Source organism: Janthinobacterium sp. GW823-FHT01H08 (genome assembly GCF_058797855.1).
The window spans coordinates 591,405-615,693 of sequence record NZ_CM179504.1 but is presented as its reverse complement, the minus strand read 5'-3'; the positions used below and the strand labels follow the sequence as shown (position 1 = coordinate 615,693).

Here is a 24,289-nt window from a genome sequence, read left to right as displayed (position 1 = left end):
AAGTGGATGGATTGCCTGGTTGTAGCGCGCTGCGCGAGCCACAAGCGGGAGTGTCATCGCTTTTGCCGAAAAGTACTATCACCTTGTGCAAAGTTCCATTAAGGGCTACATTCGGTACCGCCACCCGCTACCAAACTTACCAAAAAGGATATTCCGTGAGTTCACCTGAACTGGTTTTGCGCGTGCTGCGCACCCAACTGCGTGCCGCCGGCATCACGTACAAGGTATTGGCCGAACGCATCGGCATGAGCGAGTCGAGCGTCAAGCGCATGTTTGGCCAGCACGACATGTCGCTGTCGCGCCTGGCCCTGATCTGCAAGGCATCGGGCATCGCCATGGAAGACGTGCTGCGCGGCGCGGCCGACATCACGCCGCATGCCGACACGCTCACCCTGGTGCAGGAAAAGTCGCTGGTGGCGCATCCGCGTCTGCTGCTGGTGGCGATCTGCTGCCTCGGCCACTGGAGCCTGGAGCAGGTGGTGGAAACGTATGCGCTGACGCAGGCCGAATGCATCGGTTGCCTGGCCGAACTGGACCGGTTGGGCTTGATCGAACTCAAGCCGCTGAACCGTTACAGCCTGCGCGTCTCGAACGCCTTCCACTGGCTGGCCGACGGCCCGGTGCAACAGTACTTCCGCGAATATGTGGTGGCCGATTATTTCAGCGGGCATTTTGACGGCGCCGGCGAGACCCTGATGTGCATCCCGGCGCGCCTGTCGCTGTCGAGCGCACAGGAGCTGGTACAGAAGATCCGCCAGCTGGCCGAGGAACTGGCGCGCCTGCATCAGAACGACCGCCGCCTGCCGCCGCAGGAACGCGACGGCTTTACCCTGCTGCTGGGCTTTCGCTCATGGGAATTTGCCGCCTTCACGGCCCTGCGCCGCAGCTCGGCGTCCGCCGCCCCGGCGGCGCCTTACCAGACCGGTCCCAGGAACAGATAAAGCGTGCTCTCGCCGCCCTTCGATGCGCCCGAGGCCACGTACACGGGACCGAAGCGCGTATCGACCGAGATGAAGGCGCTGCTGGCCTGCGTGAACTTGGTGGCTTTCCAGCGCTCGCTCTGATCGAAGCCGCCGCCCATTTCCAGCGAAAAGCCGGCCCGCACGGCGCCGCCCAGGGTGCTGGGCAGGGAACCGATGCGGCGCGCCATCACGAAGCGCGCCAGGGCCACGCTGCGCCCCGTCACCGACTCGAACTGCGTGCCGGACAGGCGCAGGAAGCCGCCCAGGCTGAGCGGCGCCTCGCCCCGTTGCGCGCGCGCCCATTCGCCATACACATGGCCGGCCCAGTTGCCGCTGCCAAACGCCTTCAGGCCCGTGATGGCGGAGCGCCCCAGGCCCGACTCGCCCGTACCGGTGGTCGCGGAGCGCGTCCAGGTGGCGTCGAACAGCACGCCGCGCGTGGGGAAACCGGGCGAATCGAGCGTATCGACGCGGAACTGGACGAACTGGTTGGTGCCCAGCGCCCGCTCCTTGGGATAGCTCGGGTCGGCGGGGATGCTGACGTCCGCCTTGACTTCGCTGCGCGTGACGCCGAACTGCAGATCGCCCCAGAAACCGAACTGGCGCCCCAGCACCAGGCTGGCGCCCTGGCCGCTGTAGGCGACGCGCGCATTGCGCCGTCCCTTGTCGAACAGGTCGACCGCCTGGGAGGTGTACTGGAACGATGGCGCGATATACCACGGGTTGCCGGCGCCCAGCGGCTGCCAGTACTGCACCCCGAAATTGCGCGCGGTGCCGATCTGCACCATGCTGCGCAATTCGCCGCCCCAACTGTTCAAGTTCGAGCGCACATGCAGCAGCTTCAGGGCAAAGGTATTGCTGTCCCTGAAATCGCTGGCCATTTCCAGACCCACGCGCAAGCGGCTGCTGGCCCACGGCGCTTCGACCGCCTTGATGGTGACGGCGCGCTGCTCGCCTGCGTCGACCACTTCCGTCTCCACGCGCGCCACGTCGCCGCGGCCATACAGCCTGGCCGCCGCCTTGAGCACATCTTCCTGGCTGACGGCCTGCCCTTCCACCAGGCCCGATTGCGCCTGCAGGATGCGCGGATTGATATCGCCTTCGCTTTCCACGGCCAGGCGCGTGAGCGGCAAGGCCACGTCCAGCAGGGCCGGCGCCGCCAGGCGCAGCTGCTCGCGCGCCGCATACTGTTCCGGCGACAGCGCCAGCGGCGCCAGGCGGGCGGCCAGTGCCTGCGCCGCCTGTTCGCCGGCGCGCATGGCGCGCGCATAGTTTTCAAAGTCGAGGAAACTGACGCCCGTCAGATCGGGCGCCACCAGGATGTCCTGCGGCTGCAGCTCCTTGAGCGAGCGCTGCACGTTCTGCTCCGTGAGGATCTGCAGCATCTGCTGCGCCACGCCGATGGCGCTGCCCAGCTCTTTTTCCGGCGCCAGCGGCGTGCCCACGTTGACGGCGATGATGATGTCGGCGCCCATGGCGCGCGCCATGTCGACGGGCAGGTTGCGCACCAGGCCTCCGTCGACCACCAGGCGGTTGTTCACGCGCACGGGAGCAAACACGCCCGGCACGGCCAGCGAGGCGCGCATCGACAGGAACAGGGGCGTATCGACCAGCTCCACCAGCTCGCCATTGACCAGGTCCGACGCCACCGAGCGGAAAGGCAGCGGCAGCTGGCTGGCGGGACGGTCGCGCATGCCGGCCGGCAGCAGCCGGTTCAAGGCCATTTCCAGCGCCGCATTGCTGGCCGCCGCCGGCGGCGTGGAAATGCCGTTGCGGCTGGTGCCGAACTCGATGCGCGACGGCAGCAATAAATCTTCCTCGCGGCGGCGGAACGCCAGTTCGTCGCGCGGCGGCCGGTCGGCCACCACGCGCGCCCAGTTGGTCTCGCGCGCCATCTTTTCCAGGTCCGCCACGGAAGCGCCGGCCGCATACGCGCCGCCCACCACGCCGCCCATGCTGGTGCCCACCACCATGTCGATCGGCACGTGCAGCTCCTGCAGCACTTTCAATACGCCGATATGCGCGAGACCGCGCGCGCCGCCGCCCGACAGCACGAGGGCGATGCGCGGACGCGCCGGTGCCGGCGCAGAAACGGCCAGTGCGGGAGCGGAGGAAGCGGCGGCGGGAACGTCAGCGGCGGCGCCGGCTTGCGGCAAGACGCACAGCGCCGCCACGCAGCCCGCCAGGACGGCACGGATCGAGAACATGAAGACTCCTGTCGCGACGGCGGCATGGCGCCATCGGCAAAATACGATAAGAACAGCGTTAATTGGCGTTAATTCGACGGCGGCGGCGTACTGGTCGTCACCTGCGGCGGCGCCGGCATCACGGTCGCCGGACGCTGCTGTTCCATCGGCAGCGGCGGCGGCACCAGGTTCGTTGCCGGCGCGGGGGCCGGTGCCGGCGCGGGGGTGGCGGACACTGGCCCCGGCAAGGCCAGCGCCTTGTCGTCGGCCACCAGGTCGATGCGTTTGCTTACGCCGCCATCGCGCAGCAGCACGTGGCGCGCATGCACTTCCAGCACCGTCACGCCGGGCACCACCTCGGCGCCTTCCGGCAAGGCGACGGAGGGCTTACCATCGGTCGAGATGATGGCCACGCTGCCGCGGCCATTGCCGGCGGCGACCACGCCCTTGAGCTGATAATTGCTGGCCGTGGCCACGCTGACCTGGCCGCCGAACAGCGAGGCGCCCGCCTCCACGCTGGCATCCTGCACCACCGGTATGGCCGGTGGATTGATGGGGCGCTGCGGCGCCTTGAACAGCTGCATGGCCCAGTAGGCCAGCGACACGGACAGCGCCACGACGGCGAGCAAACTTGTAAATTGAGGCAAACGCTTCATGGCTTCCTTGGTTTTCTTATCTGACGAGCTGATTGATTTCGATAATCGGCATCAGCACGGCCAGCACGATCAGCAGCACCACCACGCCCATGGCCAGGATCAGGGCCGGCTCCAGCAGGCCCGCGATGGTCAGCGTGCGGCGCTCCAGGTCCTGCTCCTGCGCGCTGGCCGCGCGTTCCAGCATGGCCGGCAGCTCGCCCGTGATTTCGCCCGCGCGTATCATGTGGATCAGCATGGGCGGAAAATGCTTTTGCGCCGACAGCGCGCGCGCCAGGCTCACGCCTTCGCGCACGGCGCCGCTGGCATCGCTCACCAGTTCCTGCATCGCCACGTTGGTCAAGGTGTCGCGGCTGGTGTCGAGCGCGCGCAGAATCGGCACGCCGGACCCCGTGGTGATGGCCAGGGTGCTGGCAAAGCGCGCCGTATTCAGGCTGCGTTCGAACTTGCCGTACAAAGGCGCCGTCAGCAGCCAGGTATGCCAGCGCCGTTTCAATGCCGGCTGCTGCAGCGCGCGGCGCCAGGCGAACCAGGCGCCGGCAAGGGCGATCGCCACGACGATGCCGTAATTGCGCACGAAGTCCGACAGCGCCAGCATGATCACGGTGAGCATGGGCAGCTTTTGCTTGGTATTGGCGAACACGGAGACGATCTGCGGCACCACGTAGGTGAGCAGGAAAATGACGATGGAAAACGCCACCACCGTGACGATGGCCGGATAGGTAAACGCCAGCTTGACCTTCTGCACCAGCGCATTGCGCCGCTCGATATAGTCGGCCAGGCGCGAGAGCACGCGCGACAAATGGCCGATCTGCTCGCCCGACGCCACCAGTGCCCGGTAAATTTCCGCGAAATCGCGCGGGTGGCGCGCCAGCACGTCGGAAAACGCGGCGCCGCCGATGACTTCGGAGCGGATCGAGGCGATCAGGTCTCGCAGATACGGCCGCTCGGCCTGTTCCAGCAGCGCGGAAAAGGCCTGCTCCAGCGGCAGGCCCGCTTCGAGCAAACTGGCCAGCTGGCGCGTAAACAGCGCCAGCTCGGTGCTGGACAGGCGCTCGCCGAAGCCGCGCCGCCTGGTGACGCCGGCGGCGTCGACCTGCGCGGCGATCGGTTCGACGGCCAGCGGCACCAGGCCTTGCACGCGCAACTCGGCGCGCGCGGAACGGGGACTGTCGGCATTGAGCACGCCCTTGCGGGTAGCGCCCTGGGCGTCGACGGCTTCATAGCGGAATGCGGGCATGGTGGCGGGCCTAGTCTTTGGTCACGCGCAGCAATTCGGCCTGCGTGGTGGTGCCGTCGCGCAGCCAGCGTTCGCCGTCGTCGCGCATGCTCGTCATGCCGTCCTGCAGGGCGACGGCGCGCACTTCCGCCTCCGACGCGCGGTTGTGGATCTGCGCGCGGATCTGCTCCGTCGTGCGCAGCAATTCATACACGCCCACGCGCCCCTGGTAGCCCGTCTGGCCGCAATGTTCGCAGCCGACCGCCTGCCAGTACTGGCCATCGAAGGTCTTGCACGCGCCGCACAGTTTGCGCACCAGCCGCTGCGCCAGCACGCCCAGCAAAGACGACGACAGCAGGAACGGCTCGATGCCCATGTCGAGCAAGCGCGTGACGGCCGCCGACGCGTCGTTCGTGTGCAGGGTCGCCAGCACCAGGTGGCCCGTCAGCGACGCCTGCACGGCGATCTGCGCCGTTTCCAGGTCGCGGATCTCGCCGATCATGATCACATCGGGATCTTGCCGCAAAATCGCCCGCAGCGCCTTGGCAAAGGTCATGTCGATGCGCGGATTGACTTGCGTCTGGCCCACGCCGGCCAGGTCGTACTCGATCGGGTCTTCCACCGTCAGGATATTCGTCGTCGTGGCGTTGAGCATCGACAGCGCCGCATACAAGGTCGTCGTCTTGCCCGAGCCGGTGGGACCGGTGACGAGCACGATGCCGTGCGGCTGCGTGATCAGGCCATCGAACTGCGCCAGCATGGGCGCGCTCATGCCCAGGTGCTGCAGGTCGAGGCGGCCCGCTTCCTTGTCCAGCAAGCGCAATACGGCCCGTTCGCCATGCCCCGTGGGCAGGGTCGAGACGCGCACGTCGACGGGTTTGCCGCCCACGCGCAGGGTGATGCGGCCGTCCTGCGGCAGGCGTTTTTCCGCGATGTCGAGCTGCGCCATGATCTTGATGCGCGAGATCAGCGAGCCGTGGATGGCTTTGCGCGGACGCACCACGTCGCGCAGGCTGCCGTCGATGCGGAAGCGCACGACGGACGTTTGCTCGAACGGCTCGATATGGATGTCGGACGCGCCTTCGCGCAGCGCCTGCGTCAGCAGCGCGTTGATCATGCGGATGACGGGCGCGTCGTCGGACGATTCGAGCAAGTCCTCGATGGCCGGCACGTCCTGCAGCAGCTTGGTGAGATCGAGGTCGGCGTCGAATTCATCGGCCATCTGCGACGCATCGCCGCCGCCGCCCGCGTAGGCGCCGGCAATGGCCGCATCGAGCTCGCCGCGCGGCAGCACCGTCAATTGAATCTGGCCGAAACGGCGCGACACTTCGGCAATCGCCGCCGGCGCCGTCGATGCGGCCACCAGTACCTCGACGGGGGCGCCGTCGACGGCGCCGGGCCGGGCCAGCAGGCCGAAATCGCGCGCGTAGGCGTAGGGAAGCAGATTGCTCATGACTGCCCCATCACTTCTGCGGCTGTTGCTGATACTGCTGCAGCAGCGGCTGCGGCGGCGTAGCGGCATTGGCCGGCGCGCCTGGCGGCGGCGTCGGTGCCGGCGGCACGGGACGCGTCACCATGTTGCCGCCCACGGGCTGGCCATCCTGCAGGGCCGGCAGCACGGGCGTACCGAGGTCTTTCAGCATCAGGTTGCCCGTGGCCGGCACGGCGGCCGTCTCGGCCGAGCGCATGTAGTCGTAGCGGTCGGCCGCCAGGCTGCCGCTCTGCTCCTTGTTGCGCACGATAACGGGGCGCAGGAAGATCATCAGATTGGTTTTCTTGCGCTCGCGCGTCTGGTACTTGAACAGGTTGCCCAGCACGGGAATGTCACCCAGGCCGCGCACCTTCTCGGCATTGTCGCCCGTGCTGTCCTCGATCAGGCCGCCGAGCACGATGATCTGGCCATCGTCGGCCAGCACATTGTTTTCGATCACGCGGTTGTTGATGGTGATGCCGCTGACGGCCGACGCCGTGGATTTGTCCACGCTCGACGTCTCGTGATAGATGCCCAGCTTGATCGTGCCGCCTTCGGAAATCTGCGGACGCACCTTCAGAGTCAGGCCCACTTCCTTGCGATCGATGGTCTGGAACGGATTCGTGTTGGTGCCGGCCGTGCTCGTGTACTGGCCCGTCAGGATAGGCACGTTCTGGCCCACCTTGATGGTCGCCAGCTCGTTGTCCAGGGTGATCAGGTTCGGCGTCGACAGGATATTGGCGTTGCCGTCCGATTCCAGCGCATGCGCCACGGCGCCCAGGCCCAGCGCGCCGTTGATCTGCTTGAAGATGCCCAGGGTCAGGCCGCCCGTCGGCAAGACCTTGCCGCCGCCCGTGGCGATGGCGCCGATGTTGTTGGTGGTGCCGCTGGCGAACGACTGCAGCGCGCCCACGCGGTAGTTGCTGGTGCTGTCGCCGGAAAGCCCCAGCCACTGCACGCCGAATTCGGACGCCTTGGCCGACGTCACTTCGACGATCAGCGCCTCGATGTAGACCTGGGCGCGGCGCACGTCGAGCTGGTCGATCACGGCGCGCAGGTTGCGGTAGACGGCTTCGTTGCAGGTCAGGATCAGGGTGTTGGTAGAAGCATCGGCCTGGATGAAACCGGCCGCCCCGCCCGACGACAGCTGCTGCGGCCCGTTGCTCAGCGATGCGCCGCCCGTGGTGCCGCTTTGCGTATTGCCGCCCAGGCCAGTGCTGTTCATGCCGCTGTTGTTCTGGCTGATCTGGTTATTCGTATTCTGGTTGCCGACGCCCTGCTGCGCCGTGGCGGCCGTGCCGTCCGACGTCACCACCGAGCGCAGGGTCTGCGCCAGCTTGGTGGCGTCCGCATTTTTCAGGTACACCACGTGCACATTGCCCAGCTGCGTGGTGGGCTGGTCCAGCTTCGAGATCAGCGACTTGGCCAGGTTGGCGCGCGCCGCCGACGGCGCGCGCAGCACCAGCGAATTGGTGCGCGGGTCGGCCAGCACGGAGACCTTGCCCGCGTCTGCCCCTGCGGCGGCGCCCGCATTCCCGCCTTCCATCAGTTTATTCACCATCGATGCCAGGTCGGATGCGATGGCATAGCGCACGGGGATCACGTCCAGGTCCGTCGAGGCGGGCACGTCGAGCGCGGCGATGATTTTCGCCAGGCGCTTGAGGTTATCGGCGTAATCGGTGATCACCAGCGAGTTGTTGCCCGGGTTGGCATTGATCGTGTTATTCGGCGAAATCAGGGGCCGCAGCACGGCCAGCAGGTTGGCCGACGATTCGTAGTTCAGGTAAAACACCTGGGTGGCGATCTGGTCGCCCTTCACCTGGCTGCTGCCATTGCCCACCTGGGTCGGCACCGATTGCAGCTTGGCGTCCGCTTCCGGCACCACCTTGGCATAGCCGTCGCCGGAGACCACCGCGTAGCCCTGCAGGCGCAGCGCGGAAGCCAGCAGCCCGAACGCTTGCGACTTGCTGATCGATTTTTCCGACACCAGGGTGATCGTGCCCTTGACGCGCGGGTCGATGACGAAATTGATGTTGGTGTAATGGCCCACCGCCTTGATCACCGATTCGATGTCGGCGCCGACGAAATTGAGCGCCGCCTCATCGCCGGGCGCGGCCCAGACGGGCGCTGGCATGCCGGCCACGGAACAGCACAGCAAGGCGGCGGCCGACAGGCGGCGCAGCGAGAAGGAGGAAGTAATTGGGCTCACGGATGGTTTTTTCATTGTCTGAACTCTAAGGCGATGATGTTTTTTTCGCTATTGCTACGGCGCTGTCCCAGCAAATTCAACAAACTCGCCAAGGTCTCTTCATATCCTGCTGCGGCCTGGGCCTGGCCGGAAAACTGCATGCGCCCCTGTTGCAGGCTGCCGCTGCCGTCAAGCAGCAGCGGTCCCTTGATGGAGCGCAGTGTCAACGTCGCCTGCTGCCCCTGCCAATCGAAATCGAGCTCGTAGCTGCCCAGCGGACGCAAGGACGACAGGCGCGAGGCCATGTCCGTCATCTGCAGGGTGGTGCGGCCGATGGCGGAAAACTGCCGCTGCTCCAGGGCCAGCTGCAAGGTGCTCCACGACAGGCGCATGCTGCCCGTCGGCGCCACGGTATTTAACGGCGCACCGAGACCGCCGAGGCCGTCGGCCGGCAGCAGCAGGGCCGCCGGGCTGACTTGCCAGTGCGACCACGAGCCGCGCAGGTTCACCGGCTGCGACAGCGCCTGCGGATTCTGCAGTTCCACGTCCGCCGATCCCCACAGCACCGAGGGAGAAATGCGCCAGCTGAAACGCCCCGGCAGCAGGGGCGTCACGGCGCCATTCGCGCTGGCCGCCCCGCCGATAAAGGCCGAGCCGCGCCACAGGGTACCTTGCGCGTCGCCCAAGGTCAAACGTCCGCCCGTCTGCTTTTCCACGATGCCAGCGACCCAGCTGGCCGGGAAAAACACCAGCAGGGTGACGCAGACGCTGACGATGATGGCCAGCAGCCAGCCAAGCAGGCGCATCATCGTGCCGCGCCCGGGCTCTGGTGCAGGGTCAGGCTGGCGTCGACCAGGCCCGCCACCGCCTTGTCCTGCACCGTCTGCGCCGTGATCTTCGCTTCCTGCACGGCGATGCGGCCTTCGCGGCGCAAGCCGTCCAGCCACAGCATGACGCTGGCGAACGGCACGCCGTTCAACTGCACGCGCGCATACTCTCCCGTCAGCGACAGCGATTGCGGCGCCAGGCCGCGCGCCTTGAGCGAGGCGTCGAGGCTTTCGCGGCTCATGGGTGCCACCTGCACGGGCGCCTGGCGCGCCAGCTCGCCCGCTTCACGCGCCAGCGCCTGCAGCTGGGCCGCGTTCTGGCGCAGCTCGGGCAAGCTCTTTTGCAAGGCGATGCGGCCCGTCCAGGCCGGCTCGAAAAACACGGCGTAGACGAGGGCCAGCCCCGCCACCACGCCGCCGATGCTCAAGAGCTTGCGCTCCTGCTGCGTGCGCTCGGCCCAGAAGGCTTGCACGGCCTGCTGCTTGACCATCCACGCGGCGCGCGCCTTGTTCACTGCTGCACTCATGCTTTTGCTCCCGTGGCCGGCGTGATTTTCCACACGCCAGGCGCCGTTTCATTCAAGGCCAGCTTGCGCGCGGCCAGGCCGTCGCGCACCTGCGCCTGGGCGCTGGCGTCGACCATGTCCGGCTTCAGCTTGACGATCAGGCTGCGCTCGCGGTATTCCAGCGAGGCCACCACGCCGCGTCCGGCCAGGCCGCCCAGCGCCTCGCCCAGGGCCGCGCTCATGCTGGTGAAGTCATCCATGCTTGCCTGCCCGCTTTGCAGGCGGGCGGCGGCGATATTGCGCCGCATCTGCTCCGCTTCCAGCCCATACACGGGCGCTTCGTTCGGATACGCGGCCTTGAAGGTTTGCTGCATCGAGGTGCGCACGGTGGCGGCCTCGCGCTTCAAGCGCATCCATTCGATATTCATGCCGGCCAGGTTGACGACCACGGCCAGCAGCGCCAAGCGCAGCGGCCAGCGCCAGCGCCGCCACTCGGTAGCCGATCCCGTCGCCGTGCCCAGCGCAGGCGCCAGGTCCAGTCCCGCGCCCTTTGCGCCGGCGATCCAGTGCGCCCAGTGGTCGGATTCCACCGTCACGCCGTCCATGCCGGCGGCCAGCTGTTGATACTGCGCCAACTCAGCCTGCGCCACATAGACCGTCAGGGGCACGTCGCCGGCAAACGCGCGCGTCGTCAGCAGCGCCTGCTGCGGCTGGGCCGGCAATACCAGGCCCAGGCCCTCTTGCGGCGCCTGGCGCAAGGCCAGTTCCAGGCCGTCGCCGGCCGCGTGCAAGGATGCCGTCACGCTGCCCGGCTGCAAGGGCAGGCACAGCTGCGATGGCAGCAGCGCCACCTTGCGCGCGCCCTGCGCCAGCAAGGCTTTCACGAGTACCTCGGCCCAGGCGCGCTGCGCCACGGCCACCGTGCGCATGCCGGACGCGTCGGGCGCGCCGGCGGCCAGCAGGCAATCCTGGGCGTCGCCGAGGATGTGTTCTTCCACCAGTCCCGGCAAGGCCGCGCGCAGACGGGCGCCGGCCAGCGGCGGGGTTTTCAGGCGCAGCAGGGTCACGTCGGCCGCCGCCAGCAGCACCACCACCTGCTTCGCGCCGGCGATCAGCTGGCCCAGGCTGCCCAGCGGCGCGCTGCCCTGCTGCAGCAAGGCGCCGCCGTCGCCGGCCAGCACGAAGGAGCAGGCGGGCGCGCTGTCGGTGGACGCCTTGGCCGGGTGACGGATATACAATATTGTCAAAGTGACTCGCTTTCAGCTGTTAATTTTCCCGCAGCCAGACCAGACGGGTTGCCCGCTCCCGGTCTGGCTGTCGATAGATGAGGGCCACGGCATCCAAGGCGGCACGGTCCAGCCGCACGCGGATGACGGTAAGGAAGTAGCGGCTCTTCACGTCAAGCTCGACGCCCTCAATCACATTGCCATTAATATTATTCTTGAAGTTTGCAAAATCGACAAACTTTTTACGCGGATTGCTCAAGGTCAGGGCACTGGCCTCGGACAAGGACATCATCGTCACGGCCGCCAGCACCTCGGCCGGCGCCGTATTCACGTTCACGGGCGTGAGCTCCGGCAGGACGATGACGAAGTCGCGCAGCTTCTCGATGGCCTGCGGCGTATAGCCGGGCACGGCCAGCAAATCCTCGACCTGCGTGAACGCCACCGGCTCGCTGCCGCCGCCCGTGGCCGGCTTGGCGGCGGGCGTCTTGCCGTCGGCGCCGCTGTCGGCGGTGCGTGGTTTCGGCCGCGCGCGCAGCACGGCATCTGCCGTCGCCTGCGCCAGGGAACTATCGAGCTGCAAGTTAGCCAGCAAGCGCTGGTACGCCTGCACGTTGGGCTGGCTGACGATGCCCGTCGCGGTGGCCAGGTTGGTGATATTGAAACGCGCCTGCGCATCGAGCGCGCGGCCCGAGACGGTGGCATCGAATTTTTCCGTGTCGACCTTTTCGCGGTCCACGTAATCGTCGAGCCGCGCTTCCTCGATGGGCGTGGCCCAGACGCCATCGAGCGCCGTCAGCATGGGATTGTCCTGGCGCAGCCAGAAGCGGGCGAAGTCGACCATGCCGCGCATGGCCCACTGCGTCTGCAGGCGCAGGCGCTGGTTTTCCATCGAGCGCACCTGCACCTGCTGCTGCCAGAACAGGCTGGCGACGACGGTAATGGCCAGCGCCGTCAGCAGCAGAGCCGTGATGACGGCCACGCCGCGCTGGCGCACGGGGCGAATAAACGGCTTCATCCCGGTCCCAATAAAAAGACTTTGGACAGGCCCGCATCCTGGCCCGGCATCTGCAAGGTCACTTCCAGGCCCGGCACTTGCGTGGAGATGGTGGCGCCCGCCGTCAGTACGTTCCAGGCGCCGTTGTTCCAGCCGCGCATGACCATGCTGTCGACGCCGCGCATCAGGGTCACGTCGGCGCTGGAGGTATCGGTATCGTCGCGCGCCGCCTGCCACAGGGTGTCGAGCACGGCCAGGTCGCGCGTGCCGTTCGACTCGCGCCGCGTCAGCACGCCGCCGCGCAGGCGGTAAGTGACCACTTGCAACTGCTGCGGCTCCTGCTCCGACGCGGCCAGGCGCACCAGGGTCAGGCGGTCGGTCTCGGCTGTCAGGTTGGTGCGGCCATTCAGCAGATTGTTGTTCTGGCCGGCGCCGGCCAGGTGGTCGCAATCGCTCTGCATCTGGGCAAACGCCAGCTGCATGCCGCGCGCCTGCTCGAGCTGGCTGGTCAGCACTTCGCGCGAACGCATGATGCTGTCCAGGCCGCGCCAGCCCAGCACGGCGACCATGGCCAGGATGCCGATCGCCACGAGCAGCTCGATCAGCGTGAAACCGTCAGCAGGAACAGGGCGGCGCGCCATCAGTCGTTAAAGGAAAGCAAGACCAGGCGCACGATGCGGCGGGCCGGATATTGCACGTCATATACGTTGACGCGCACCTGGCGGATACGGGGATTCGGCGTGGCCACCACTTCTTCCTCGCAGATGAGTTTTAAGTCGCCCTGCGGGCAATCGACCGTGCGCTTGCCCGTCTGCGGGAACGTCTTCGCCAGGCGCAGGCGCACCAGGTGGTTTTCCGCCGACCAGGTGGCCATCATGGCGCTGCGCAAGCCGTCGCTGTTCTGCGTCAGGCTGCCGACGGCGCGCAAGGAGGCGCCCAGGGCCGTGCCGACGATGACGAGGGCGACCAGTACTTCCAGCAAGGTGAAGCCGCGCTGGCGGCGAAACGAGCGCCGCATCATTGCTCGACCGTGAAGTGGCCGATGCCGTCGGCGCGGATGGCCACGCTGCGCTCGCCGCTGGCCAGGGTCAGCACGAAAGGCTTGTCGACCGGTTCACGGCCGAAGATGATGCGCAGCGGCTGGGCCACGCTGCTCGACGGCTGCACGCTGAGCAGCATGGGAGTATTCGCAAACGCGCGCTCGCGCAGCAAATCGTCCTGCGTCACGGGTTGCCACAGCTTTTCATTGAGGACCAGGAAACGGTATTGATTTTCGTCCGCCTCGAACGCCACCTGCCGGCTGCGCACGATGGCTTCATCGCGCGCCAGCTGCAGCAGCAGGGCGATGCGCTCGGCTTCCTTTTGCAGCGCCTGCTGGCCGTTCGGCATCGCATTCAGCGACACCAGGCCCAGGGTGACGCCGATGATGACCATCACCACCAGCAACTCGATCAGCGTGAAGCCGCTGGCGCGTGGCCGGGGCAGTGCGCGACCGGTGGTCATGGCAGGCATGCAATGGAAAACTTACAGTTCCCAGGAACCGATATCGGCATCGTCCCCGCTACCGCCAGGCTGGCCGTCGGCGCCCAGCGAGATCAGGTCAACTTCGCCCTTCACGCCCGGCGACAGGTACTGGTATGGATTGCCCCATGGATCTTTCGGCATTTTTTCCAGATAGCCGCCCGCTTTCCAGCCATTCGCGGCCGGTCCCGTGGTCGGTTTTTCGATCAGCGCCTGCAAGCCCTGCTCGGTGGTCGGGTAGCGCTGGTTATCCAGACGGTACAGTTTCAAGGCTTGCATCACGGTGGCGATGTCGACTTTCGCCGCCGCCACTTTCGACTCGCCCGTGCGGGCGATCAGCTTGGGCACCACCAGCGAGGCGAGGATGCCCATGATCACCACCACGACCATGATTTCGATCAAAGTGAAGCCGCGCGCGCGGCGCTGGCGTATCGGATGGTTTGCTGCGTTTTGCATATGAAAGAGAGAAGAAGGTGAGTAATGAGAGCAGAGTATAAAGCGGAAATATGACAAAGCCTGTCATATGGGGAAAAATTTGTGCGGCGGCCGTCAGGCGGGCAAGACCACTTCGCCGCAAACGGCGCAGCCGGGGTCGCGCGCGACGCGCATGCTGCTCCATTCCATGTGCAAGCCGTCGAGCAGCAGCAGGCGTCCGGCCAGCGATTCGCCCACGCCCATGATGAGTTTCAAGGCCTCGGCCGCCTGCATGGCGCCCACCACGCCCACCAGCGGCGCGAACACGCCCATGGTCGAGCACGCCTCGTCCGTGAACTGCTGCTCCTGCGGAAACAGGCAGGAATAACAGGGTTGCGTGCCCGTGCGCGGGTCGAACACGCTCACTTGCCCGTCGAAACGGATCACGGCGCCCGACACCAGCGGCACCTTGTGCGCCACGCAGGCGCGGTTGACGGCGTGGCGCGTGGCGAAGTTGTCGGTACAGTCGAGCACCACCGTGCTGGAGCAGACCAGTTCGGCCAGGCGCGCGCCGTCCAGACGCTCCTGCAAGGCGATGATGGCTATCTCGGGATTGATGCCGGTCAAGGTTTCGCGCGCCGACAGCACTTTCGGCTGGCCCACGCGGGCCGTCGTGTGGGCGATCTGGCGCTGCAGATTGGTCAGGTCGACCGTATCGTCATCGACCAGGGTCAGCTTGCCGACGCCGCTGGCGGCCAGGTACATGGCCGCCGGCGAGCCGAGCCCGCCCGCGCCGATCACCAGCACATGCGCGTCGAGCAAGGCTTGCTGGCCTTCGATGCCGATCTCGTCTAACAGGATGTGGCGCGAATAGCGCAGCAGTTGGGCGTCGTTCATGGCGGCGACTACGGTTTGCGCACGGGAATCTTCTTGTCGTCCGCCTTGATGTCGGAAGCGATTTCCGGCTTGGCGCCGATCTTCTCCACCTTCGGGTCCACCTTGGCCAGCTGCACCGGCAAGCCCTGGAAGTGGTTCAGGGCTTGTTGCAGCTGGAAATCATCCTTGGCGCCGTATTCGAGCGGCTTGCGCTTTTTCGCCGTGGCGATCAGGCGCTGCTCTTCTTCCAGCTGATCCTGCATGCCTTCCATCGTCGGCTTGGCCGCTTCCGGCTTGCCATCGTCGCTGCTCAAGTGTTTTTCCAGGTCCGCTTCGCGCACGCGCAGGCTGTTCCAGCCGTCGCCCTCGGCCGTTTCATCGACCAGCAGGTCGGGCACGATGCCGCGCGCCTGGATGGCCCGGCCTTTCGGCGTGTAGTAGCGGGCCGTCGTCAGCTTGACGGCCGTGTCGGCCGTGATCTGGCGCAAGGTTTGCACGGAACCCTTGCCGAACGTCTGCGTGCCGATGACGGTGGCGCGCTGGTAATCCTGCAAGGCGCCGGCGACGATTTCCGAGGCGGACGCGGAGCCCGCATTGACCAGCACCACCAGAGGCACGGTTTTCAGCGCGGCCGGCAGCTTGGCCAGCGGGTCGGCCTTGGCGCCCGGCGGCGCATAAAATTCGCGGCGGCCATAAAACACCTGTTTCGATTCCGGCAACTGGCCCTTGGTCGAGACGATCACGGAATTCCCAGGAAGAAACGCTGTCGCCACGCCGATCGCCCCCGGCACGACGCCACCGGGATCGTTGCGCAAGTCCAGCACCAGGCCCTTGAGCTTGGGGTCTTGCGCATACAGCGCGTTGATCTTTTTGACCATGTCATCGACGGTCGGTTCCTGGAACTGGGCGATGCGCAGCCAGGCATAGCCGGGCGCGACCATCTTGGCCTTCACGCTCTGCACGCGGATTTCCTCGCGCACGATGGGGAAGACCAGCGGCTTGCTTTCGCCCTTGCGCGACATGGTCAGCACCAGCTTGCTGCCCGGCTGGCCGCGCATCTTCTTGATGACTTCTTCCAGCTGCATGCCCTTCAGCGGCAGATTGTCGAGGCGGGTGATGAAATCGCCCGCCTGGATGCCGGCCTTGGCGGCGGGGCTGTCTTCGATGGGCGAGACGACTTTCACGTAGCCGTCTTCCATGCTCACTTCGATGCCGATGCCGACAAACTTGCCCTGCACGCTTTCGCGCATTTCCTTGAAGGCATTTTTATCGAGGTAGACGGAATGCGGGTCCAGCGAGGACACCATACCGGAAATGGCTTCCGTCAAGAGTTTCTTGTCTTCCACCTTCTCGACGTAATCGGTCTTGATCAGGCCGAAGACGTCGGACAGCTGGCGCAGCTCGTCGAGCGGCAGCGGGGCATTCGTGATTTTCTGCGCCACGGCCGGGAACTGCAGCGACATGCCGATGCCGGCCAGTACGCCCAGACCGATCAGGCCGATACTTTTGACTTTGATACCCATGAATTCTTCGCAATCTACAATTTTGCTGCCGCAGCAATGGTGGGAACTTAAAACTTCACCCAGGTGGCGGGGTCGAAGGCGCGGCCCTGATGACGCAATTCAAAGTATAGCCCTGATTCCTCGTTGCCGCCGCTGTTGCCCGCGCTGGCAATGGCGTCGCCGCCCTTGACGGCATCGCCCACGCGTTTCAGCAAGGATTGGTTATTGCCATAAATACTCATGTACTGGCCGCCATGGTCGACGATGATCAAATTGCCGAAACCGCGCAGCCAGTCGGAAAACACGACGCGGCCGCCGGCGATGGCGTGGATCTCGCTGCCTTCGCCCGTGCGGATGAACACGCCCTTCCAGCTGGGGCCGTCACCACGCTTGCTGCCGAAGCGGGCGGCGATCTTGCCCGCCACGGGCGCGCGCAGCTGCCCTTTCATGCTGGCAAAGGCGCCGGCCGGCGCGGCCGGGCCCAGGCTTGGGCGTTCCGGCTCCGGTTCCGGCTTCGGCTCGGGCTTGGGTGCCACCTTGGCCACTTGCGGCGGCTCGTCGTCATCGATCGGTTCCAGCTTCACGGGCGGCGCTGGCGGCGTCTGCGGCTTGATCTTGCCCGATTTGTTTTGTTGCTCTTTCGCAATGCGTTCGCGTTCGGCCTGCGCCTGGGCGGCCTTGGCGCGCGCGGCCAACAGGCGTTCGCGTTTTTCCGCGGCAATCTTGGCGTCGGCGGCCGCTTTCGCGGCGGCGCGCTGCTCGGCCAGCAATTGCTGGCGTTTCTTTTCGGCCGCGGCGGCCGCGGCCTGCTCTTCGATCAGTTTCGCCAGCTTGTCGACCAGGTTGCCCATGCGCTGTTCGTCGCGCTCGACATTGCCCACTTCCTTGCGCTGCGCCACCAGGCGCTGCGACAAACTCGTCAGCAAGGCGGCGCGGCGCGCCTTCTCCTGCACCAGCAAAGCCTTCTGGTCGCGCTCTTCCTGCGCGATTTCTTCCAGCTCATCCTTGGCGTTTTGCACGTCCGCCTGGTTTTTCTCCACGGCCAGCAAGTTGGCGCGCAAGGCATCGAGCAGGCGCGCCTGCGCCTGCGACACATACGCCATCAATTGCAAGTCGCGGTTGATGCGGTTCGGGTTATCGCCCGACAAGAGCAGCTTGATGCGGTCTTCGTTGCCGGCGACATATTGTTCACGCAGCAACTTTGACAGCTGCGTCTTTTGTTTCTCGACGGTGGCCGTCAGCTGCTGGTGCTCCTGCCCCAGCGCCGTCAGCTTCACGCCCGTCTCGCTTTGTTCCTGCGCCAGGTCGCGCAAGGCGCGGTTGGCGTTGGAAATGGCCTCTTCCGACTCGGCCAGGGTATCGGCCGCGTCATCCTTGGCGCTTTCCGTGCGGCTGATGTCGCGCTTGAGCGCCGTCAGCTTTTGTTGCAATCCAGCACGTTGTGCTTCCGCGGCCGCTTTCTGCTTGCTGCGTTCGGTGGGCTTGGCACCCTGTGCGGCACCGCTCGAGAAGAGCAGCGCTGCGCACAGCATGGCGCCGGCGCGCCACGCCGGCAGGGGTCGTTCAGCAGAGGGGGCGATCGCTGTGCCGCGGAAGAAAGACAACAAGTTACTTGGCCTTCCCTTGGTTCGCCACGGCAGCTTGCGCTGCCGCAATCGCTGCCGGGTCGCCCAGGTAGTAATGACGGATCGGTTTCAGGTCGGCATCCAGTTCATACACGAGCGGCTGGCCGTTCGGGATGTTCAGGCCGACGATGTCGCTGTCGCTGATGCCATCGAGCATCTTGATCAGCGCGCGCAGGCTGTTGCCGTGGGCCGAAATGATGATTTTCTTGCCGGCGCGGATGGCCGGGGCGATTTCCTCATCCCAGGCCGGCATCACGCGCGCCACGGTGTCTTTCAGGCATTCGGTCAGCGGGATAGCCGCTTTCGGCAAGCCGGCATAGCGCGGGTCGTTGTACGAGGCACGGTCGTCGTTCGCTTCCAGCGGCGGCGGCGGCGTGTCGTAGCTGCGGCGCCACACCAGTACTTGCTCGTCGCCATACTTGGCGGCTGTCTCGCCTTTGTCCAGGCCTTGCAGGGCGCCGTAGTGACGCTCGTTCAAGCGCCAGTCGTTCTTGATCGGCAAATACATCATGTCCATCTCGTCGAGCGCCAGCCACAGGGTGCGGATGGCGCGCTTCAGGACGGAAGTGTAGGCCACGTCGAACGTAAAACCTTCCTGCTTGAGGATCTGGCCGGCGGCCTTGGCTTCGTTGACGCCCTTTTCCGTCAGATCGACGTCGGTCCAGCCGGTAAAGCGGTTATCGAGGTTCCAGGTGGACTCGCCGTGACGCATGAAAACGATTTTGTACATAGTTCTATCTTCTCAAGGGGTTCAAATCAAAAAAGCAAAACGTAAAAAGACCTCGTCCAGCTTCTATTTTATAATGCGCGGATTGACTTAAACCATTGGACCCTACGTGAAATTCATTATCGACCACATTTTTCTGTTTGCCATCGTCATTATTTCCGGCGGCGCCCTCCTCTGGCCACTGCTGTCGATGCGCGGCAAGCGCGCGACCGTGCTGGAAGTCACGCAACTGATCAACCGTGGCAAGACCATCATCGTCGACGTGCGCAGCGCGGAAGAATTCGCCACAGGCCACTTGCCTGACGCAAAAAATATTCCGCTGCCGGAACTGGCAAAACGCATGGGCGAGCTGGAAAAATTCAAAACGCGCCCCATTGTAGTGGTTTGCCAGAAAGGTTCGCGTTCGGCAACCGCCGTCGGCCTGCTGGGCAAAGCCGGTTTCGCTGAGGCAACAAGCCTGGAAGGCGGCCTCGACGAATGGAAAAAGCAGGGTTTGCCATTGAAAACCCTGTCGCTGGCGAAGTAAGCCGGCATTTAACTAGAAGGAATCATCATGACCGTCCCCGTAATTGTGTATAGCACCGCCGTGTGCCCGTATTGCGTGCGCGCCGAGCGCCTGTTGGAAGCCAAGGGCGTCGCCGTGCAAAAGATCCGCGTCGACCTCGACCCGGAAGAGCGCATCAAGATGATGGAACGCACGGGCCGCCGCACGGTGCCGCAAATCTATGTGGGCGACACCCACGTGGGCGGATTCGACGATTTGTATGCGCTCGATCAAGCTGGCAAGCTCGACCCCTTGTTAAATGGCACGGCAGCCTGATATAAAGCGGGTTCGAGAAATTGCTTGGTTTTTTGTCGTATTGTTTTGATACAATTGCCCTCGCACCTGATCTGGCCGCGCCTATCCGGCGCGGTTTGAATACCGCAAGCACCATATTTGAACGGTGTGCCGTTCTTGTCCTTTACAACGAAAGCGTTCCATGTCTGACGAAAACCTGCAACCAGTCTTCCAAATCCAACGCGTCTACCTGAAAGACATGTCGCTGGAACAACCAAATTCCCCAGCTATTTTCCTGGAACAAGAAGCGCCAGCGATCGAAGTAGCTCTGGACGTGGGCGCTGCACCTCTGGCCGACGGCATCTTCGAAGCCACCGTGACCATCACCGTCACCGCCAAAGTCGGCGATAAAGTCGCTTTCCTGGTCGAAGGCAAGCAAGCCGGTATCTTCGAAGCACGCAATATTCCTGCCGATCAACTCGATCCGCTGCTGGGAATCGGCTGCCCGAACATCATCTACCCTTACCTGCGCGCCAACATCGCCGACGTGATCACCCGTGCCGGCTTCCCGCCAGTGCACTTGGCCGAGATCAACTTCGAAGTGTTCTACCAACAACGTCTGCAAGCTATTGCTGACGCCGCTGCAGCAGCACCAGCAGCCAGCGAAACGCACTAAGCTCTTGCAAGACCCCGCCGGCCGTCAAGGCTGGCCTGACACGGCGGCCTGGCCGCCGTGTTTCGTTAAGGTTCAAAATATCATGTTGAAAAGTGCGCTCTTGAGCAAGTTCCGCTGGATGGCCGGCGCCGTACTGTTGCTGGCGACCGCCGCCAGCCACGCCGTCGATTTCAAAACGGTGGGAGCCAACCCCGTGATCCTGTACGACGCGCCGTCCAGCAAGGGCGGCAAGCTGTACGTGGCGCCGCGCGGCATGCCGCTGGAAGTCGTGCTCAGCTACGGCGACTGGGTCAAGGTGCGCGACGCCAGCGGCGAAATGGCCTGGACGGAAGCCAAGGGCTTGTCCGCCAAGCGCAACGTCGTGGCGCGCGCCGCGAACCTCAAGGTGCGCGCCAGCCCCGACGACACCGCCTCCGCCATCATCCTCGTCGACAAGGGCGTGCTGCTGGAAATGAGCGAGCAACCGAGCTCCGGCTGGGTCAAGGTGCGCCACAAGGATGGCCAGAGCGGCTACGTCAAGACCAGCGAAGTGTGGGGCCTGTAAGCCCCGCCCTGCGCACCGGGCGACCGGCCCGGGCGCCGCACCCGTTTCTTCCGCCCCACTGAGGTTGCATGCAAGTTTCTCCAGATACATCTCCCGCCGCCAAGGCCCTGCCCCGCAAGATCACCATCCTCGGCGCCGGCGCCTGGGGCACGGCCGTGGCCATGGCCCTGGCCGGCCGCCACGACGTGCTGCTGTGGGGCCGCAATGCCGAGGCCATGTCCGCCATGGCCGCCAGCGGCGAAAACAGCTATTTACCGGGCTTCCCTTTGCCGCCGCAACTGCGCATCAGCGCCGATTTCGACGCGGCCGTCGCGCATGCCAGGGGCGAACAGGACCTCCTGATCGCCGCCTGTCCCGTGGCGGGCTTGCGCCCCATGCTGCAGCAGCTGAAAGACAAGGCCATCCCGAACCTGGTATGGCTGTGCAAGGGGTTTGAAGGCGGCACGGGCCTGCTGCCGCACCAGATCGTGCAGGAAGTGCTGGGCGACGCGGTGGCCGGCGGCGCCCTGTCCGGCCCCTCGTTTGCGCAGGAAGTGGCGCGCGGCTTGCCATGCGCGCTGACCATCGCCTCGCATAGCGCCACCTTGCGCGGCGCCGTCGTCTCGGCCTTGCATGGCGGCACCATCCGCGTGTATGCGAGCGAAGACCTGGTAGGCGTGGAAGTGGGCGGCGCCGTCAAGAACGTGCTGGCCATTGCCACGGGCGTGGCCGACGGCCTGGGCCTGGGTTTGAATGCGCGCGCCGCGCTGATCACGCGTGGGCTGGCGGAAATCACGCGCCTGGGCACGGCCCTGGGTGGTCAGGCGGAAACGTTCATGGGCTTGACGGGCATGGGCGACTTGATTCTCACCTGCACGGGCGACCTGTCGCGCAACCGCCGGGTCGGCCTGGGCCTGGCGCAAGGCAAGGCACTGGACACCATCGTGGCCGAACTCGGTCATGTGGCCGAAGGCGTGCCCTGCGCCAAGGCCGTGCGCGAACTGGCGCGCCGCATGGGCGTCGACATGCCGATCACCAATGCGGTGGCCGGCGTGCTGTTCGATGGCGATTTGCCGCACGTGATGGTGCAGCAGCTGCTGTCGCGCGACCCGCGCGCCGAGGCGGCCTGAGAATAAACCGGGCGGCGCCTAGCGGCCCGCCTTGTGCATGAGTATGGTGAGCAGCAATAAACTGTCTGCGCGCGCTTCCAGCGCGTGCGCCTGGCCGCCGAGCAGGTACAGCATCTGCCCCGGCCCCAGCAGGTGCTCGCCGCCATGCGCCGTCACCGCCACCTGCCCTTGCAGGCACAGCAAGGTGATTTCACCGAGCACATGATGCTCGGGCATGGTCTTGCCCTTGGGCATGCACATGCGGATCAATTCCAGTTCATCCGTCCTGGCCAGCGCGATGGCGGAAAACTGCGACAGGTCGTCGCCATCCCGGCGCAGCACCTCGATCACCTGTCCTGAACTTGCGTGCTCCAGTGCCATCATGTGCTCCTTCGGCAATTACTCGGTGACTTCCTCCGGCTCTTTCGCGCCGCGCATCCACTCGACCAGCGGCCACGCATCCTTCAAGCCTTCCGCCAGGGTCGGCAGCAGTTTCTCGGGTGCGTTCACGGGCAGCGGCACTTCGGTCCAGACAAAAAAGCTCTTCAGCTTGATGAATTCGATATGTTCGGCATCCGCCTCGAAGCCCTTGGGCGGGCGCTGCAACTTGCCCTCGTTCTGGATGGTGCCGAAACGGGCCTTCAAACGTTTATTCTTCAGCACTTTGGAAAAACCTGGCGCGTCGTTGACCATGTGCTCGCGCAGCGCCTTCAGGCGGCCCGGTGGCGGCATGTATTCGCCGGCGCCGAACAGCAGATTGCCCTGGCCGTCGATCTGCAGATAATACGTGGGCCCGCCCGCCTTGCTGGGACGGCGCATGTCGTTCGGCGCGATGGCGGCCGAAAAGCGCGTTTTATACGGGCTCTTGTCGTGCGCGAAACGCACGTCGCGGTTGATGCGGAACAAGGCCTTCTTCGGATTGCAGTATTTCACGGCCGGATCGAACTTGCCCAGCTCACCGATCAGCGACGTCACCAAGGCGAGGAATTCCTCGCGCAGGATGTCGTAGCGGGGCTTGTTCATGACAAACCAGGGACGGTTGTTGTTGTCGCTCAGTTCACGTAAAAATTGGGTCAAATCACGCACATGCATGTGTCAAATTCCGATCAGCAACTATTTGGAAAGCTCTTTCGGGATGGGACGCTTGCCCACCATCACGTCGAGTGCCGCTTCGCGATTCTTGCGCAGCACCGTCATTTTAGCTTTTTCGCCGGGCGGCAGTTGGGCGATCAGGTTGAGCATTTCCGTCGTGTCGCCGACAGGCTTGCCTTGCACCGTCAGCAGGATGTCGCCGGGCACGATGCCCGCCTTGTCGGCCGGGCCGTTGCGCACCACGCCGGCGATGATGGCGCCGCTCGATCGCTGCAGGTTGAAGCTTTGCGCCAGCTCGGGCGTGATGTCCTGCGTTTCCACGCCGATCCAGCCGCGCACCACGTGGCCATCCTTGATGATGGCTTCCATCACGGTCTTGGCCGTCGAAACGGGAATGGCGAAGCCGATGCCGACGGAACCGCCGCTTTGCGAGTAAATCGCCGTATTGATGCCGATCAGATTACCGCGCGTATCGACCAGGGCGCCGCCCGAGTTGCCGAAGTTAATCGCCGCATCCGTCTGGATGAAGTTTTCAAAGCTGTTGATGTGCAGGTTGTTGCGGCCCAGGGCGGAGATGATGCCCATGGTCACCGTCTGGCCCACGCCGAACGGGTTGCCGATGGCCAGCACCACGTCGCCCACGCGCGCCAGTTCCGACTGGCCCAGCACGATGACGGGCAGCTTGTCGAGGTTGATCTTGATCACTGCCAGGTCCGTTTCCGGGTCCAGCCCCACCACCTTGGCAGGCGCCTTGCGGCCGTCGGTGAGCACCACTTCGATTTCGTCGGCGCCTTCGACCACGTGGTTGTTGGTCAGCACATAGCCTTCATGGCTGACGATGACGCCCGAGCCGAGGCTGTTTTTCAAGTCCTCGTCATCCTCGCCGTCCGGGTCGCGGTCGCCGAAGAAACGTTTAAAGAAGGGATCGCGCGCCAGCGGATGGGCGCCGCGCTTGGGCACTTGCAGGGTGAGGATGTTGACGACGGCGGGCATGGCGCGCGCCGCCGCGTCGCGGTAGGAACCGGGCGCCAGGCTGCTCGACGCCGTTTCCACCACGGGCACCGGCTTGGCGGGAGAACCCAGCTGCTGTACCCGGCTGGCCGGGCGCAGCGCGCCGTACACAAAGTACAGCGCCAACGCGATCGTCACGGTTTGCGCAAACAATAACCAGAATCGTCGCATACAGTTCTCTGCCCAGGTCAGCCGGCCGGTGC

Annotated in this window: 26 protein-coding genes; 6 read left to right on the top strand and 20 right to left on the bottom strand. The window is 65.2% G+C overall.

Going from position 1 to position 24,289, the window contains the following annotated elements; all coding sequences use genetic code 11:
- Positions 1-155 precede the first annotated feature (155 nt).
- A complete protein-coding gene (locus tag AC3RCG_RS02725; RefSeq protein WP_070220862.1) occupies positions 156-941 on the top strand; it encodes a helix-turn-helix domain-containing protein in 786 nt (261 codons plus the stop codon).
- On the opposite strand, the gene AC3RCG_RS02720 is transcribed toward AC3RCG_RS02725, so the two are convergent.
- From AC3RCG_RS02720 to gpmA, 17 genes are all read right to left on the bottom strand, one after another.
- A complete protein-coding gene (locus AC3RCG_RS02720) occupies positions 914-3,169 on the bottom strand; it encodes a patatin-like phospholipase family protein (RefSeq protein ID WP_070220864.1) in 2,256 nt (751 codons plus the stop codon). The genes AC3RCG_RS02725 and AC3RCG_RS02720 overlap by 28 nt on opposite strands.
- A 68-nt stretch (positions 3,170-3,237) precedes the next feature.
- On the bottom strand, positions 3,238-3,804 hold the full coding sequence (locus tag AC3RCG_RS02715) for a type II secretion system protein N (protein ID WP_492402381.1): 567 nt from the start codon (positions 3,802-3,804) through the stop codon (positions 3,238-3,240).
- 16 nt (positions 3,805-3,820) lie between these two features.
- Complete coding sequence (gene gspF, locus AC3RCG_RS02710; RefSeq protein WP_070289485.1) at positions 3,821-5,041, bottom strand: type II secretion system inner membrane protein GspF; 1,221 nt, start codon at positions 5,039-5,041, stop codon at positions 3,821-3,823.
- A gap of 10 nt (positions 5,042-5,051) precedes the next feature.
- Complete coding sequence (gene gspE, locus AC3RCG_RS02705) at positions 5,052-6,473, bottom strand: type II secretion system ATPase GspE (RefSeq protein ID WP_070313032.1); 1,422 nt, start codon at positions 6,471-6,473, stop codon at positions 5,052-5,054.
- Positions 6,474-6,483: 10 nt separating this feature from the next.
- On the bottom strand, positions 6,484-8,715 hold the full coding sequence (gspD, locus tag AC3RCG_RS02700; protein WP_070289483.1) for a type II secretion system secretin GspD: 2,232 nt from the start codon (positions 8,713-8,715) through the stop codon (positions 6,484-6,486).
- The gene (locus AC3RCG_RS02695; RefSeq protein WP_070313033.1) at positions 8,712-9,488 is read right to left on the bottom strand and encodes a type II secretion system protein N; all 777 of its coding nucleotides are present in this window, start codon (positions 9,486-9,488) and stop codon (positions 8,712-8,714) included. Before AC3RCG_RS02695 ends, gspD begins: the two co-directional genes overlap by 4 nt.
- On the bottom strand, positions 9,485-10,033 hold the full coding sequence (locus tag AC3RCG_RS02690) for a type II secretion system protein M (protein WP_230504131.1): 549 nt from the start codon (positions 10,031-10,033) through the stop codon (positions 9,485-9,487). The genes AC3RCG_RS02695 and AC3RCG_RS02690 overlap by 4 nt, the downstream gene beginning before the upstream one ends.
- Entirely contained in the window at positions 10,030-11,259 is a 1,230-nt protein-coding gene (gspL, locus tag AC3RCG_RS02685; protein WP_492402382.1) for a type II secretion system protein GspL, read from the bottom strand. Before gspL ends, AC3RCG_RS02690 begins: the two co-directional genes overlap by 4 nt.
- Positions 11,260-11,278: 19 nt before the next feature.
- Positions 11,279-12,253: a type II secretion system minor pseudopilin GspK gene (gspK, locus tag AC3RCG_RS02680; RefSeq protein ID WP_492402383.1), complete on the bottom strand. Its 975-nt coding sequence runs from the start codon at positions 12,251-12,253 to the stop codon at positions 11,279-11,281.
- On the bottom strand, positions 12,250-12,873 hold the full coding sequence (locus AC3RCG_RS02675; RefSeq protein WP_070289478.1) for a PulJ/GspJ family protein: 624 nt from the start codon (positions 12,871-12,873) through the stop codon (positions 12,250-12,252). Before AC3RCG_RS02675 ends, gspK begins: the two co-directional genes overlap by 4 nt.
- Entirely contained in the window at positions 12,873-13,250 is a 378-nt protein-coding gene (gene gspI / locus AC3RCG_RS02670; RefSeq protein ID WP_070289523.1) for a type II secretion system minor pseudopilin GspI, read from the bottom strand. The genes AC3RCG_RS02675 and gspI overlap by 1 nt, the downstream gene beginning before the upstream one ends.
- Positions 13,250-13,744 carry a GspH/FimT family pseudopilin gene (locus AC3RCG_RS02665; RefSeq protein ID WP_051991350.1) on the bottom strand — a complete coding sequence of 165 codons (495 nt, stop codon included), beginning with the start codon at positions 13,742-13,744 and terminating at the stop codon, positions 13,250-13,252. The genes gspI and AC3RCG_RS02665 overlap by 1 nt, the downstream gene beginning before the upstream one ends.
- Positions 13,745-13,756: 12 nt before the next feature.
- On the bottom strand, positions 13,757-14,209 hold the full coding sequence (gene gspG, locus AC3RCG_RS02660; RefSeq protein ID WP_070220887.1) for a type II secretion system major pseudopilin GspG: 453 nt from the start codon (positions 14,207-14,209) through the stop codon (positions 13,757-13,759).
- Between the two features lie 93 nt (positions 14,210-14,302).
- A complete protein-coding gene (locus tag AC3RCG_RS02655) occupies positions 14,303-15,064 on the bottom strand; it encodes a HesA/MoeB/ThiF family protein (protein WP_070289477.1) in 762 nt (253 codons plus the stop codon).
- An 8-nt stretch (positions 15,065-15,072) separates the two neighbouring features.
- The gene (locus AC3RCG_RS02650) at positions 15,073-16,566 is read right to left on the bottom strand and encodes a S41 family peptidase (protein ID WP_070220891.1); all 1,494 of its coding nucleotides are present in this window, start codon (positions 16,564-16,566) and stop codon (positions 15,073-15,075) included.
- 47 nt (positions 16,567-16,613) lie between these two features.
- A complete protein-coding gene (locus tag AC3RCG_RS02645) occupies positions 16,614-18,077 on the bottom strand; it encodes a murein hydrolase activator EnvC family protein (protein ID WP_121670869.1) in 1,464 nt (487 codons plus the stop codon).
- 76 nt (positions 18,078-18,153) lie between these two features.
- Positions 18,154-18,900 carry a 2,3-diphosphoglycerate-dependent phosphoglycerate mutase gene (gpmA, locus tag AC3RCG_RS02640; RefSeq protein ID WP_070313039.1) on the bottom strand — a complete coding sequence of 249 codons (747 nt, stop codon included), beginning with the start codon at positions 18,898-18,900 and terminating at the stop codon, positions 18,154-18,156.
- A gap of 106 nt (positions 18,901-19,006) precedes the next feature.
- Between gpmA and AC3RCG_RS02635 the strand changes: the two genes are divergently transcribed.
- The 5 genes from AC3RCG_RS02635 to AC3RCG_RS02615 all read left to right on the top strand — a co-directional run bounded on the left by AC3RCG_RS02635 (position 19,007) and on the right by AC3RCG_RS02615 (position 22,004).
- On the top strand, positions 19,007-19,423 hold the full coding sequence (locus AC3RCG_RS02635; RefSeq protein ID WP_070220898.1) for a rhodanese-like domain-containing protein: 417 nt from the start codon (positions 19,007-19,009) through the stop codon (positions 19,421-19,423).
- A 27-nt stretch (positions 19,424-19,450) separates the two neighbouring features.
- Positions 19,451-19,717 carry a glutaredoxin 3 gene (gene grxC / locus AC3RCG_RS02630; protein ID WP_070220900.1) on the top strand — a complete coding sequence of 89 codons (267 nt, stop codon included), beginning with the start codon at positions 19,451-19,453 and terminating at the stop codon, positions 19,715-19,717.
- A 160-nt stretch (positions 19,718-19,877) separates the two neighbouring features.
- Positions 19,878-20,351 (top strand): protein-export chaperone SecB, encoded by a 474-nt coding sequence (gene secB / locus AC3RCG_RS02625; RefSeq protein WP_010394167.1) that lies wholly within the window; start codon positions 19,878-19,880, stop codon positions 20,349-20,351.
- Positions 20,352-20,433: 82 nt separating this feature from the next.
- Positions 20,434-20,895, top strand: coding sequence for an SH3 domain-containing protein (locus AC3RCG_RS02620; protein ID WP_070289474.1), 462 nt, complete (start codon positions 20,434-20,436; stop codon positions 20,893-20,895).
- Between the two features lie 68 nt (positions 20,896-20,963).
- Positions 20,964-22,004: an NAD(P)H-dependent glycerol-3-phosphate dehydrogenase gene (locus tag AC3RCG_RS02615; protein WP_492402384.1), complete on the top strand. Its 1,041-nt coding sequence runs from the start codon at positions 20,964-20,966 to the stop codon at positions 22,002-22,004.
- 18 nt (positions 22,005-22,022) lie between these two features.
- Here AC3RCG_RS02615 and AC3RCG_RS02610 read toward each other — a convergent pair whose 3' ends face one another.
- Genes AC3RCG_RS02610 through AC3RCG_RS02600 form a run of 3 tightly spaced genes read right to left on the bottom strand, consistent with a single transcriptional unit; the run spans position 22,023 to position 24,257 of the window.
- A complete protein-coding gene (locus AC3RCG_RS02610; RefSeq protein WP_230504142.1) occupies positions 22,023-22,367 on the bottom strand; it encodes a cupin domain-containing protein in 345 nt (114 codons plus the stop codon).
- Positions 22,368-22,382: 15 nt separating this feature from the next.
- A complete protein-coding gene (locus tag AC3RCG_RS02605; protein ID WP_070223756.1) occupies positions 22,383-23,075 on the bottom strand; it encodes a DUF2461 domain-containing protein in 693 nt (230 codons plus the stop codon).
- Positions 23,076-23,096: 21 nt separating this feature from the next.
- The gene (locus AC3RCG_RS02600) at positions 23,097-24,257 is read right to left on the bottom strand and encodes a Do family serine endopeptidase (RefSeq protein WP_099408048.1); all 1,161 of its coding nucleotides are present in this window, start codon (positions 24,255-24,257) and stop codon (positions 23,097-23,099) included.
- Between the last annotated feature and the right edge of the window lie 32 nt (positions 24,258-24,289).

Bases quoted from the DNA above. Each gene is read 5' to 3' on its own strand.
- AC3RCG_RS02690 (WP_230504131.1), bottom strand. From the start codon at position 10,033: ATGAGTGCAGCAGTGAACAAGGCGCGCGCCGCGTGGATGGTCAAGCAG.
- gspG (WP_070220887.1), bottom strand. From the start codon at position 14,209: ATGCAAAACGCAGCAAACCATCCGATACGCCAGCGCCGCGCGCGCGGC.
- gspI (WP_070289523.1), bottom strand. From the start codon at position 13,250: ATGCGGCGCTCGTTTCGCCGCCAGCGCGGCTTCACCTTGCTGGAAGTA.
- gspE (WP_070313032.1), bottom strand. From the start codon at position 6,473: ATGAGCAATCTGCTTCCCTACGCCTACGCGCGCGATTTCGGCCTGCTG.
- gspD (WP_070289483.1), bottom strand. From the start codon at position 8,715: ATGAAAAAACCATCCGTGAGCCCAATTACTTCCTCCTTCTCGCTGCGC.
- AC3RCG_RS02665 (WP_051991350.1), bottom strand. From the start codon at position 13,744: ATGCCTGCCATGACCACCGGTCGCGCACTGCCCCGGCCACGCGCCAGC.
- AC3RCG_RS02605 (WP_070223756.1), bottom strand. From the start codon at position 23,075: ATGCATGTGCGTGATTTGACCCAATTTTTACGTGAACTGAGCGACAAC.
- AC3RCG_RS02695 (WP_070313033.1), bottom strand. From the start codon at position 9,488: ATGATGCGCCTGCTTGGCTGGCTGCTGGCCATCATCGTCAGCGTCTGC.
- AC3RCG_RS02600 (WP_099408048.1), bottom strand. From the start codon at position 24,257: ATGCGACGATTCTGGTTATTGTTTGCGCAAACCGTGACGATCGCGTTG.
- secB (WP_010394167.1), top strand. From the start codon at position 19,878: ATGTCTGACGAAAACCTGCAACCAGTCTTCCAAATCCAACGCGTCTAC.
- gpmA (WP_070313039.1), bottom strand. From the start codon at position 18,900: ATGTACAAAATCGTTTTCATGCGTCACGGCGAGTCCACCTGGAACCTC.
- AC3RCG_RS02675 (WP_070289478.1), bottom strand. From the start codon at position 12,873: ATGGCGCGCCGCCCTGTTCCTGCTGACGGTTTCACGCTGATCGAGCTG.
- AC3RCG_RS02645 (WP_121670869.1), bottom strand. From the start codon at position 18,077: ATGCTGTGCGCAGCGCTGCTCTTCTCGAGCGGTGCCGCACAGGGTGCC.
- AC3RCG_RS02720 (WP_070220864.1), bottom strand. From the start codon at position 3,169: ATGTTCTCGATCCGTGCCGTCCTGGCGGGCTGCGTGGCGGCGCTGTGC.
- AC3RCG_RS02650 (WP_070220891.1), bottom strand. From the start codon at position 16,566: ATGGGTATCAAAGTCAAAAGTATCGGCCTGATCGGTCTGGGCGTACTG.
- gspK (WP_492402383.1), bottom strand. From the start codon at position 12,253: ATGAAGCCGTTTATTCGCCCCGTGCGCCAGCGCGGCGTGGCCGTCATC.
- gspF (WP_070289485.1), bottom strand. From the start codon at position 5,041: ATGCCCGCATTCCGCTATGAAGCCGTCGACGCCCAGGGCGCTACCCGC.
- AC3RCG_RS02610 (WP_230504142.1), bottom strand. From the start codon at position 22,367: ATGATGGCACTGGAGCACGCAAGTTCAGGACAGGTGATCGAGGTGCTG.
- grxC (WP_070220900.1), top strand. From the start codon at position 19,451: ATGACCGTCCCCGTAATTGTGTATAGCACCGCCGTGTGCCCGTATTGC.
- AC3RCG_RS02615 (WP_492402384.1), top strand. From the start codon at position 20,964: ATGCAAGTTTCTCCAGATACATCTCCCGCCGCCAAGGCCCTGCCCCGC.
- AC3RCG_RS02655 (WP_070289477.1), bottom strand. From the start codon at position 15,064: ATGAACGACGCCCAACTGCTGCGCTATTCGCGCCACATCCTGTTAGAC.
- AC3RCG_RS02715 (WP_492402381.1), bottom strand. From the start codon at position 3,804: ATGAAGCGTTTGCCTCAATTTACAAGTTTGCTCGCCGTCGTGGCGCTG.
- AC3RCG_RS02620 (WP_070289474.1), top strand. From the start codon at position 20,434: ATGTTGAAAAGTGCGCTCTTGAGCAAGTTCCGCTGGATGGCCGGCGCC.